At 61.5% G+C, this 11,642-nt stretch carries 11 protein-coding genes; 3 read left to right on the top strand and 8 right to left on the bottom strand.

Annotated elements, in window-relative coordinates:
* Nucleotides 1-297, top strand: a 297-nt coding sequence (locus GCT13_RS40300) for a transposase (RefSeq protein ID WP_193727895.1), incomplete at its 5' end; no start/stop codon positions are given.
* Here GCT13_RS40300 and msrQ read toward each other — a convergent pair.
* From msrQ to GCT13_RS40275, 5 genes are all read right to left on the bottom strand, one after another.
* Nucleotides 294-1,025, bottom strand: coding sequence for a protein-methionine-sulfoxide reductase heme-binding subunit MsrQ (msrQ, locus tag GCT13_RS40295; RefSeq protein ID WP_152767459.1), 732 nt, complete (start codon nucleotides 1,023-1,025; stop codon nucleotides 294-296). The genes GCT13_RS40300 and msrQ overlap by 4 nt on opposite strands.
* Nucleotides 1,025-2,020 (bottom strand): protein-methionine-sulfoxide reductase catalytic subunit MsrP, encoded by a 996-nt coding sequence (gene msrP / locus GCT13_RS40290; RefSeq protein ID WP_152767458.1) that lies wholly within the window; start codon nucleotides 2,018-2,020, stop codon nucleotides 1,025-1,027. Before msrP ends, msrQ begins: the two co-directional genes overlap by 1 nt.
* Before the next feature lie 192 nt (nucleotides 2,021-2,212).
* Nucleotides 2,213-3,445: a c-type cytochrome biogenesis protein CcsB gene (gene ccsB, locus GCT13_RS40285; protein ID WP_152767457.1), complete on the bottom strand. Its 1,233-nt coding sequence runs from the start codon at nucleotides 3,443-3,445 to the stop codon at nucleotides 2,213-2,215.
* Between the two features lie 4 nt (nucleotides 3,446-3,449).
* On the bottom strand, nucleotides 3,450-5,675 hold the full coding sequence (locus tag GCT13_RS40280) for a cytochrome c biogenesis protein ResB (RefSeq protein WP_152767456.1): 2,226 nt from the start codon (nucleotides 5,673-5,675) through the stop codon (nucleotides 3,450-3,452).
* A gap of 118 nt (nucleotides 5,676-5,793) precedes the next feature.
* Entirely contained in the window at nucleotides 5,794-6,447 is a 654-nt protein-coding gene (locus tag GCT13_RS40275; protein WP_152767455.1) for a c-type cytochrome, read from the bottom strand.
* 266 nt (nucleotides 6,448-6,713) lie between these two features.
* Here GCT13_RS40275 and yihA point away from each other — a divergent pair, with 266 nt between their 5' ends.
* Both yihA and hemB read left to right on the top strand, forming a co-directional pair.
* The gene (yihA, locus tag GCT13_RS40270; RefSeq protein ID WP_152767463.1) at nucleotides 6,714-7,376 is read left to right on the top strand and encodes a ribosome biogenesis GTP-binding protein YihA/YsxC; all 663 of its coding nucleotides are present in this window, start codon (nucleotides 6,714-6,716) and stop codon (nucleotides 7,374-7,376) included.
* Between the two features lie 241 nt (nucleotides 7,377-7,617).
* Nucleotides 7,618-8,616, top strand: coding sequence for a porphobilinogen synthase (hemB, locus tag GCT13_RS40265; protein ID WP_152767454.1), 999 nt, complete (start codon nucleotides 7,618-7,620; stop codon nucleotides 8,614-8,616).
* Nucleotides 8,617-8,787: 171 nt separating this feature from the next.
* Here the strand turns inward: hemB and dsbD are convergent, their stop codons facing one another.
* From dsbD to rplQ, 3 genes are all read right to left on the bottom strand, one after another.
* On the bottom strand, nucleotides 8,788-10,638 hold the full coding sequence (gene dsbD / locus GCT13_RS40260) for a protein-disulfide reductase DsbD (RefSeq protein WP_152767453.1): 1,851 nt from the start codon (nucleotides 10,636-10,638) through the stop codon (nucleotides 8,788-8,790).
* Nucleotides 10,631-10,963 (bottom strand): divalent-cation tolerance protein CutA, encoded by a 333-nt coding sequence (gene cutA / locus GCT13_RS40255; RefSeq protein WP_407670929.1) that lies wholly within the window; start codon nucleotides 10,961-10,963, stop codon nucleotides 10,631-10,633. The genes dsbD and cutA overlap by 8 nt, the downstream gene beginning before the upstream one ends.
* A gap of 149 nt (nucleotides 10,964-11,112) precedes the next feature.
* Entirely contained in the window at nucleotides 11,113-11,508 is a 396-nt protein-coding gene (rplQ, locus tag GCT13_RS40250; protein WP_007730705.1) for a 50S ribosomal protein L17, read from the bottom strand.
* Between the last annotated feature and the right edge of the window lie 134 nt (nucleotides 11,509-11,642).

The raw sequence follows: 11,642 nt of genomic DNA, 5'->3' as shown, positions 1-11,642 counted from the left end.
GCCCACAAGCATCCGAAGGTCAAAGCGTGGTTGGCAGCACGTCCCCGGTGGCATATGCATTTCATCCCGACTTACAGTTCGTGGCTTAACCAGGTCGAACGCTTCTTCGCTCTGATCACCGGCAAGGCCATACGCCGTGGCTCGTTTGGTTCGGTCAAGCAACTGGTTAAACGTATCGATCAATTTGTCTCCCACTACAACCAAAACTGCGAGCCATTCATGTGGACCGCTACCGCTGACTCCATCCTCGCCAAGCTACAAAGACTATGTACGCGAATTAGCGGAACGGGACACTAGCTTCTCGCCCGTTGCCTGATCCTGTCGCGTGCCCACGCAAGCAGGCGCCAGCCGAGTAACGCAATCACGATGACCCCGTAAATCTTCGGCAAGATCAGATCGTGCTTGCCCGCTTTCATCCACCAGAAATGCAGGATCGCGAGCGCAGCAATCAGATAGATCGCGCGATGCAGCGTCTGCCAGCGTCTGCCGAGCTTGCGCACCATCGCTTTCGGTGACGTGACGGCAAGCGGGATCAGCAGCACGAACGCCGCGAAGCCGACCGTGATGAACGGCCGCTTGCCGATGTCCTTGACGATCTCGGCGAGATCGAACCACTTGTCGAACCAGAAATATGTCGTAAAGTGCAGCGCGGCGTAGAAGAACGCGTAAAGCCCCACCATCCGGCGAAAGCGCAGCAGCGCGTTCCAGCCGGTGAGCTTGCGCAGCGGCGTCACGGCGAGCGTGATGCAGATGAACACCAGCGTCCACAATCCCGTCGAGCGCGTGATGAACTCGATCGGATTCGCGCCGAGCCGGTCGGTGAAACCGAACAGCATGATGCGCGCAAACGGATACAGCGCCGCGACGAACACGGCGATCTTCGCCGGCACGATCCAGCGGCCCGCGCCGACAGCAGCCGTTGTCGCGTTGCGCGAAGGCGCCGCGTGTTTCGAAACGCTCGCCGCCGTGCGCGCGCCACTTGCGGTCACGGCCGGTGTCGCCTCGGTTCCCATGCGCGTCGCCATCAGAAGTTCTTCTTCAGGTCCATGCCCTGATACATCGACGCGACCAGATCGCCATAGCCGTTGAACATCAGCGTCTTGCGCTTCGGCGTGAAGAACCCGTCCTCACCGATGCGCCGCTCGGTCGCCTGGCTCCAGCGCGGATGGTCGACATTCGGGTTCACGTTCGAATAGAAGCCGTATTCGTTCGGCGCATAGGTGTTCCAGCTCGTCGGCGGCTGCTTGTCGACGAAACGGATCTTGACCAGCGACTTCGCGCTCTTGAAGCCGTATTTCCACGGCACGACGACGCGCACAGGCGCGCCGTTCTGGTTCGGCAGTACCTGGCCGTAAACGCCCACCGTCAGCAGCGTGAGCGGATTCATCGCTTCGTCCATCCGCAGGCCCTCGGAGTAAGGCCAGTCAAGAATCGGCTCGGACAGGCCCGGCATCTGCGACTGATCGGCGAGCGTGATGAACTGCACGTACTTTGCGTTCGCGGTCGGCTGTGCGCGCCGGATCACTTCCGACAGCGGAATGCCGATCCACGGTATCACCATCGACCAGCCTTCGACGCAGCGCAGGCGGTACACGCGCTCCTCGAGCGGCGCGAGCTTCAGCAACTCATCGATGTCGTAGACCTTTGCGTTCTTCACCTCGCCTTCGACGCTCACCTTCCACGGACGCGGCCGCAGCGTGCCCGCGTTGTGCGACGGATCGCTCTTGTCGGTGCCGAACTCGTAGTAGTTGTTGTACGTGGTGATGTCCTTGAACGGCGTGACCTTGTCGGTGACGACGAACTTCGAATTGGTCTTCGCGCCGAGCTTCTGCGCTTTCGCGTCGGACGACGAATACTCCGCAAACGCCTCGCCGTGCACGCCGATCAGGCCGCCGAGCGCCGCCGCGCCCGCTGCCTGCAAGATCCGCCGGCGATTCTCGAACACGCGCTGCGGCGTGATTTCGCTGCGCGCGATGTCGTCGCCGTAGAGACGGCTCCGTTCGCTTCGCTTGATCCACATGCTGAAACTCCTTGCCGGGCGTACTGGCCCGGACGATATCCGTTCGACCCGCTTTTCATTCGACCCGCTCGTTGCGGCCACCGTTCTTGTTAACACACACGACGCGCAATCCTTCCATATCCGCATAAAAAAACCGCCGGTGCAGCGCACGTGGCGGTTTTTTTGGTGTCCCGACTTCAGATTCTGTGGTTCTTACAGCTTGCCGTAACTATGCAGCCCCGACAGGAACATGTTCACGCCGAGGAACGCGAAGCTCGTCACCAGCAGGCCCGTCAGCGCCCACCATGCAGCGGCCGCGCCGCGCAGGCCTTTCATCAGACGCATATGCAGCCATGCCGCGTAGTTCAGCCACACGATCAGCGCCCACGTTTCCTTCGGGTCCCAGCTCCAGTAGCCACCCCACGCTTCGGCGGCCCACAGCGCGCCGAGAATCGTCGCGATCGTGAAGAACGCAAAACCGACGGCGATCGACTTGTACATGACATCGTCGAGCACGTCGAGCGTCGGCAGGCGGTCAGCCAGCACGCCGCGCTCTTTCATCAGATACGCGACGCCGACCATCGCCGACAGCGCGAAGCTGCCGTAGCCGATGAAGTTCGCCGGCACGTGAATCTTCATCCACCAGCTTTGCAGCGCGGGGACGAGCGGCTGGATCTGCTGCGCGTCGCGCGCGATCGAGTACCACATCAGAAAGCCGACAGCCGCGCTGATCACCAGCAGCACGAACGCGCCGAGCGAGCGCGTGTTGTAGTGTTGCTCGTAGTACAGATAGAACAACGCTGTAATCAAACTGAACAGCACGAACACTTCGTAGAGGTTCGAGATGGGAATATGGCCGACGTCCGAGCCGATCAGATACGACTCATACCAGCGCACCATCAAGCCGACGAAACCCATCAGCACGGCGACCCACGTCATCTTCGAGCCGATCGCGGCGCCCGACGGCGAGCGCGACAGCACGCCGATCCAGTAGAACAGCGTGGCGAGCACGAAGAGCGCACTCATCCACAGGATGGCCGACTGGCTCGACAGAAAATACTTGAGGAAGAACGCGTGGTCGGCGCGGGTCAGATCGCCGCCGTACAGCTGGATCGCGAACAGCGAGAGCACGGCGATGCACGCCATCAGCAGGCGCGCCGGCTTCCAGCGCCAGCCGAGTACGACGAAAGCGGGCACCGAGCAAACCAGCACCAGCTTGTCGTAGTAATTCATGTACTCGTGGTAGCGCGACAGCGCGAACCCGGCTCCCGCCACCATCGCCAGGGCGAACAGCCAGTCCAAAGCGCGGAGGCGCTTCAGGAACGGACGGTCGTCCAGCAGCGCCAGTTCACCGGGCAAATGCGCATGCAGATGCGCGGCCGAATGAGCCGACGTATCGGCGCGCGGCTTGGCGCGCGAGGAAGAGGAAACCTGGGTCAAGTCCATGTTCTTACCGGGTCGAATCGGGTGAATCCGTGGACGCTGCGTCCGCTTCACGGGCAGCGCCCTTTGCGTCGTGGGCGGCATCGGCATCGAGCGGCTTCGTTCCGAGCGCCGCGCCGATAGCATCGCGGGTTCGGACAAATTCCCTCTCGAAATCGAATGTCCTGCGTGCCGTCGACATCGCCATCACGACGCTCACGCCGCGATCCGCCTCCTTGAGCCAGAACCACAGGCGCCGTTCGCGGACGTAGAACATCGAAAAGATGCCTAACACGAGTAGCAGGCTGCCAAGATACACGACTTTTTTGCCCGGTGCGCGCGTCAACTGAAATACCGAAGCTTGCACCTGCTTGAAGGAGTCAAGCTGCAAAAACACAGGCGAACCGTACAGAAAGCTGTCCGAAAGCGCATTGATCGACGTCTGGATAAAGCGGCTCGTGGTCGCATCCGCCGTCGCGGGGCCTTCTCCCGCCTGCTGCCGCGCAATCTGCCATACGTCCCACGTCGCGCCTTCCAGCATACGAAGCAAGAGTCCTGCCGCCTTCTCCTGCTCGCCCTTGGGGACGGAGCGATCGATGAACGCGGCAATTGCCTGGAAGCCGCCAATCGGCTGACCATCGGGCGCCTTGCCGATCGCAGGATCAGCGCCCGCGAAAAGCGTCAGCACGCGCGACGCGCTTTCTTCCAGATGCTGCTGCAGGTCCGCGTTCGACTGCACCGAGCGCTGCGCGAACTGGTGCGCCGCCTGTGCGCGGATGGCCGGATCTTCGAGCGCAGCGCGCAGTTTCATCCATTCGTTGACCGTGCCGCCGGCGTCGGCGGGAATGCGCAGATAGCGGAACGGATCGTCCGGATTCATGCGCATGCCGGCGAGGAACACGCGCTCACCGCCGACGTCGACGGGCAGCATGTAGTTGTTGTATTCGCGCGCCTGGCCGTCCTTGTTGCGCACCTTGTACTGCACCGACGGGCCGACGTTATGCAGATCGACCGGCTTCGACGTCTTCGCGCCCGAACCGAGACGCTCGTCGAAGGCCTCCTTCAGCGACTGATGCGCAGTCACACCGCGTGCATCGTTCTGGCCATTGCCGTTCGAGATGTTCTCGACGTTGATCGCGCGGAAATCGGCGAACTCGACGGTCTGGCCGTCCGCGCCCGGCATCGATGCGCTCAGCACTTTCGAGCCGCCGATCTCACCGTTGAAGGGCTCGGTCTTGCTGCTGCGGCCCGTCATCGGATACGCCGTCATCTGCATCTGCGAGCCGCCGTCCTGGAAGCTCGACTGGTAGATCGACACGCCGTCGTATTCGAAGGGCTTGTTCACTTCGACGCGCGCCGGGATGCGCGCGCCCGTCTTGTGGTCGATCACGACGATATCGCTCGCGAAGAGCTTCGGCATGCCCGTCGAGTAGTAGTCGACGATGAACTTCTTGAGCTCGATCGAGAACGGCAGGTCCTGGATCAGCGAGCCGTCCTGCTGGTTCAGGATCGCCGTCGACACATGCTGGCCCTCAGGCACCCAGGCGTAACCGCGGAACGTCGGGTTGCCCTGCGACAGACGATGCTCAGGCGGAATCTCGTTGATGACGGTATTGCTGCGGATCGGCGTCTTGTCGAAGAGCCACATCTGCAGCTTGATGGGCAGGTTGCTGTCGAGCAGGCCGCCGATACAGATGATGACGATCGCGAGGTGCGCGGAGATGTAGCCGAGCTTGGTCAGCGCGCCGCGCTTCGCGGCGATCAGCGTCGCGCCTTCCGATTCGCGCGTCACGTACTTGTAGCCGAGCTTCGCGGACAGCTGGCCGAGCGTCGCCGCGGCCTGCGCGCGGGTAGTGTCCGCGACAGCGTACTCGCCCTTGTGATGGAACGCGCGCAGGCTGCCTTCGCGCACCTTGTCTTTCCAGCTCTTCGTGTCGGCGATCATCTTCGGCGCATTGCGGATCACGCACAGCGAGATCGACACGACGAGAAAGCCGAGGATCAGCATGAACCACCACGCGCTGTACACGTTGTAGAGGCTCAGCGAACGGAAGATGTCGGCCCAGAACGGGCCGAACTGGTTGACGTAGTTCGGATACGGGTCGTCCTGTGTGAGCACGGTGCCGATGATGCTTGCAATCGACAGGATCACGAGCAACGCGATCGCGAAACGCATCGAACTCAGCAATTCGACGGACGTGCGCACGAAGCGCGGCCGCGACTTCAACTCCCAACCCGACGTGGTGACGCTCATTCAAACTCCGACTCAACAGCAAAAAAGGGTGCAGGGATATCGCTTCTTGCGATTCCCTCACCCTTTTCTTGTTTTCTTGCCGGCCTTTTTACGGCCGGCTTCGCTTTTGTACGGACTCTTAATGCAAGCCCGCGACGTAATCGGCGACAGCCTTGATCTCGCTGTCCGACAAACGCGACGCGATAGCGTGCATCGCGTCGTTGTTATTGCGCGCGCCCGGGCCTTGGGTGAACGCGGTCAACTGCGTCATGGTGTATTCCGCCCACTGCCCCGACAGCCGGGGATATTGCGACGGAATCCCCTGGCCCGTCGGCCCGTGACAGCTTGCACATGCAGGCACGCCCTTGTCGGCGATGCCGGCGCGATAGACCTTTTGCCCCAAGGGCACTGTGTCCTTGTTGTGCGCGTAGCCCGGCTTCGGTGCCTGCGACGAGAAGTATGCCGCCACGTTCGCCATGTCCTGATCGGACAACGCTGCCACCATGCCCGCCATGATCGCATTGTTGCGGACGGGCTGCTTGGCACCGGGCTGTGTCTTGAAATCTTTAAGCTGCTTGACGAGATACTCGGGATGCTGGCCCGCGAGCTTCGGATACGCACCACCGGCGCTGTTGCCATCGGCCCCATGACAAGAAGCGCATACCTGCGCCGCGATTGCCTGCCCCCGATTCAAGTCCGGCTTTGCCTGATCTGCTGCTCTTGCCTGTACTGCGAAACCTGAAAGACCTGCTGCTGTGTGAAGTACCACCAGAAACTTGCCCAGTCGATTCATTCGCACACCCTGTTTCGTCTTGTGGGAATTAGAGGTTCTGCAAAATACGACAGCGGCTGATCGGCCGCAGAGGCCCGCGCGACGGCCTCACAGGTTTTCAGTAAACCATCGTATTGTACAATAACTCGCTATTCGCGCTGGCGCCAGTCGGGCCTCCCCGGCCTTCGCGGCGGGCTGTATCGCCCTTGCACGGCATTTCATCACGTCCGTCGATGTTCGCTGGACGTCCGCTTGACGTCCATTTACCCGTCCTTCTGGTCTTCTCCATGTCTTTCCTGCTCCACCAAGCCCGATTCTTTACCACCGTCAATCACTTGCGCGACCTGCCGCCTTCGCCGCAGCCGGAGATCGCGTTCGCGGGGCGGTCGAACGCGGGGAAGTCGACGGCCATCAACATCCTCTGCAACCAGAAGCGTCTTGCGTTCGCCAGCAAGACGCCGGGACGGACACAGCACATCAACTTTTTTTCGGTGGGCCCGGCGGCCGAGCCTATCGCGAATCTCGTCGATTTGCCGGGTTACGGCTACGCCGAAGTGCCCGGCGCGGCGAAAGCCCACTGGGAACAGCTGCTGTCGACCTATCTGCAGACGCGCTCACAACTGCGCGGCATGATCCTGATGATGGATTCGCGCCGCCCGCTCACGGAACTGGACCGGCGGATGATCGAGTGGTTCGCGCCGACGGGAAAGCCGATTCACACATTGCTCACCAAGTGCGACAAATTGACCCGCCAGGAGGGCATCAATGCGCTGCGCGCGACGAAGAAAGGGTTGGATGAATATCGCGCGGCCGGCTATCAGGGCGACTTGACCGCCCAGCTCTTTTCCGCGCTCAAGCGGACTGGCCTCGACGAGGCGCACGAACTGATTGAAAGCTGGCTCGCGCCCGATGTGGCGGGCGATGCCGACGAATCCGCGTCGGCCGAGTAAGGCCCGGAAGGCCGTCGCAGAGGGCCCCGCACCGTTTTTCGATCACCCATAAAAAAACCCGCCGCTAGTTGACGGCGGGTTAAACAGCCTAATCGAAAAACGACAGGCACCCGCTCAGGGAGGAGAAGCGGGGAGGTCAGCGCTAGGCGCCTTGCTCGATCGGTATGATATACCATTGTCTCGAAAAGTTTCTGGCAGGGAACGGCCAGCGTTCCTGACTTCTGCAGACACGACATCTCACATGAGCTTCTATCCGCACCACCGTCCGCGCCGCATGCGCCGCGACGAATTTTCGCGCCGCATGATGCGCGAAAACATTCTCACCACCAACGATCTGATCTATCCCGTCTTCATTCTCGAAGGCACGAATGCGCGTCAGGCTGTCCCGTCGATGCCGGGCGTCGAGCGCGTGTCCGTCGATTTGCTGATGGGCGTGGCCGAGCAATGTCTCGAGCTGGGCGTGCCCGTGCTGTCGCTGTTTCCGGTGATCGAGCCGTCCATCAAGACGCCCGACGGACGCGAAGCGACCAATGAAGCAGGCCTCATTCCGCGTGCCGTGCGTGAACTGAAGAAGCGCTTTCCCGAACTGGGCGTGCTGACGGACGTCGCGCTCGACCCTTACACCAGCCACGGCCAGGACGGTGTGCTCGACGAAAGCGGCTACGTGATCAACGACGAAACCGTTGAGATTCTCGTCGAACAGGCGAAGGCGCAGGCAGTGGCAGGCGTCGACATCGTCGCGCCGTCTGACATGATGGACGGCCGCATCGGCTCGATCCGCGAGATGCTGGAGAGCGAGGGCCACATCCACACGCGGATCATGGCGTACTCGGCAAAGTTCGCGTCGGCGTTCTACGGCCCGTTCCGCGACGCTGTGGGTTCCGCAGCGAACCTCGGCAAGGGGAACAAGATGACGTACCAGCTCGATCCCGCCAACTCGGATGAAGCACTGCGAGAAGTGCGCGCCGACATCGACGAAGGGGCGGACATGGTGATGGTCAAGCCGGGCATGCCGTATCTGGATATCGTGCGTCGCGTGAAGGACGAGTTCCGCTTCCCGACCTATGTGTATCAGGTGAGCGGCGAATACGCGATGCTGAAGGCGGCCGCGCAAAACGGCTGGCTGGATCACGACAAGGTGATGATGGAATCGCTACTCGCGTTCAAGCGTGCAGGCGCGGACGGCGTGCTGACGTACTTCGCGCTTGATGCTGCGCGCGTGTTGCGGGCGCAGAAATAAGACAACGCGCTACGCGATAGCGCTGCGGTATTGAGAAAGCGGAGGCGGCCTTGTGGCTGCCTCCGCTTTTTTGTTGCGAGCGTTTTCGGGATTCGCGGGTACGACTAATCCACTCGGATTTTGAGTGCGCCGTGCGTGAAACCGGCTAACCGCTGCCTGGCGTTGCCGTTCTCAGGTCTGAGGCGCCGTCGTCACACGGTCGAGACTTCTCAGGAATTTGTCCGCCGATTCGTAACCGACTACGCGCAAGACCTCTCTGCCGCCTCGGTCGAAAAATATGATGCCAGGCGGCCCAAACAGGTTGAAGCGCTTGAGCAGCGCCTGGTCGTCAGCGTTATTCGCCGTAACGTCCGCCCGCAGCAGATTCATCTGCTTGAGCTTGGCCTGAACGCGTGGATCGCTGAAGGTGAGCTTCTCCATTTCCTTGCAGCTGACGCACCAGTCCGCGTAGAAATCGAGCATAGCGGGCTGTGCAGCCGTTTTGACGGCTTCGTCGAGCTGCCCCGATGATCGCACTGGGGCAAACGCCAGATCGCCCTGAGGAGCCGCTGTGGAGGGCGCGTTCGGCGTGCGGCCGGCAAGCACGGCTAGCGGCTCGAGTGGGTTCGTCGATCCCGCTGCGAGCCCGACGAGCAGCGTTGCCGCCCAGATCGCCAACGCCGCGCCGATTCCGCGACCGAGACCGCCCCAGATGGAATTTGCTCCCACATGTGGCGAAAAGAGCCCCAAACCGGCCGAGGCGATCAGCAGCCACAGCGCTGCCAACAGCATTTGTGCAGTCGCGCCCAGAACCGGCCATACGATCCACAGCGCCGCCGCCAGCAGCACGACTCCGAAGAAGACCTTCACGCTGTCCATCCACGCGCCCGCGCGCGGCAGCAACGTGCCCGCGCCGAGCCCGATGATCAGCAGCGGTACGCCGAGCCCGATGCCCATCGAAAACAGGGCCGCACCGCCTAGGACAGCATTGCCCGCGTGCGCTATGAACGCCAGCACGGCGAAAAGCGGCGCTGTCATGCACGCGCCCACCACCAGCGCCGACAGCGCGCCCATCACGGCGACGGCGGCGAACTTGCCGCCCGAACGTCCTTCGGATGCCTTCGAAACTCCGTTCTGCCAGCGCTGCGGCAACACGATATCGACGCCCGCGATCAGCGTAAAAGCGAACACTGTCAGCACGAGTGCGAACGCGCCGAGCACCCACGGATTCTGAAGCCAGGCACCGAGGCTTTGCCCGACGAGCGCGGCCGCAATGCCGAGCACGGTATAAACGAGCGCCATACCGATCACATAGGCAAGCGACAACGCGAAGCCTCGGCCTCGCGTCACGCGCGGCCCCTCGCCGATGATGATCGCGGACAGGATCGGGATCATCGGATACGAACACGGCAGCAGGCTCAGCAACACGCCGGCGATGAAATACAATCCGATGATTGCGAAGAAGCCCCCGCCTTGCAGCAGCGACTGCGCGTAATCCGCGCTCGTAGCTCGTTCGTACCAGGGTGCGCCCCTCTGCGAACCTTGGACACTTTCGTCGCCCCCCCCCGCCGCGGCGGCGTGCAAGGCGGTGCCCGTCACGTGATAGACGCGCTCCATAGGCGGATAGCAGATGCCCGCATCGGCACAACCTTGCGACGTCACGGCGAGATCAAACGGACCACTTGCCTGTTTCACCGGTACGCGGATCGTCAGTTCGCCGCGATACGTTTCGACATTCTTCGCGAAGGTCTGGTCGAACTTCACATGGCCAGCGGGCAACTGCGGAGCCCCGATCGTGACCGTGCCGTTGCGGGTCGCAAAGGCAAATCGCTCGCGGTACATGTAGTAGCCATCGGCGATCTTGTAGTGAACCAGCACTTCGCCTGGCTGTTCAGACGCGCTGAATCTGAAAGCAATGCCGGGGTCAAGGAAGTCGTCAGCATGTGCGCCGCTCACCCTGAACAGCGAGAGCAGCAGAATGCCGGTGATGAGGACAAAGAAGCGCGCGCTATCGCGCCAGCGCAAAGGGAAGCTGTTAAACATGGATCGGGCGTTGCGTTTCGGTGTTCACCCACTGGCCGTACGCGGCCGACGCCGTGACCTGCCAGGAGAGAATTTCGGGCGTTTCGTAGGGATGCCGAGCCTGAATGAACTGCTCGAGTTCGAACGCCCGGGCGACGCTCGTCTTGAACAGCAACTGGATCTCATCCGCGGATTCGATCTTGCCCTGCAAGTGATAGCTTGACTGGGCGCTTCCAAGCTGCGTCACACACGCGGCGAGACGGGCAGAAAGTGCCTCCTGAGCCAGTTTTTGCGCCGTCGCGAGGTCCGGCACGGTCGTCAAAATCAAACTCACATTCACGTTCACCGACCGCTCCAGCACTTTCGAAACACAGTGACGCTATCCTATCACCTTGTCTCAAGACCTCGCTGACGGCCAAATGGCATAGGCCATATGCACGCCCGAAAACAAAAAAGCCAGACTTTCGCCTGGCTTTTTAGCAGTTCTCAGAACGCTTATTCAGCTTCTGCAACGTTCTCGACTTCCTCGACTTCCGGACGGTCCAGCAGTTCGACCAATGCCATCGGTGCGTTGTCGCCGACGCGGAAACCGAACTTCAGGATGCGCAGGTAGCCACCCGGACGGTTCGCGAAGCGCGGGCCCAGCACGTCGAACAGCTTCGTGACCGAGTCACGATCGCGCAGGCGGTTGAACGCCAGACGACGGTTTGCCAGCGACGGCTTCTTGCCGAGCGTGATCAGCGGCTCGACGACTTTACGGAGTTCCTTCGCCTTGGGCAGCGTGGTCTTGATGACTTCGTGCTCGATCAGCGAGTTGGACATGTTACGGAGCATTGCCAGACGATGGCTGCTCGTGCGGTTCAGTTTCCGCAGACCATGACGGTGACGCATTTCAGTTTCCTTGATTCAAAGTTTTGGTCCAGCTCTTCTATCGCTTTCGGTGGAAAGCACGGGCCGGTAGTGAAAAAGGCAAGACGCGGATTTTAAAGGAAAATCCGCGTCCTAGCCAGTTGATACGCCGTGAG

Origin of the sequence: Paraburkholderia franconis (assembly GCF_009362735.1) — a bacterium.
Taxonomy (GTDB): Bacteria; Pseudomonadota; Gammaproteobacteria; order Burkholderiales; family Burkholderiaceae; genus Paraburkholderia; species Paraburkholderia franconis.
Note: the sequence above shows the minus strand (reverse complement) of the source record. Positions and strands in the feature narration are given on the sequence as shown.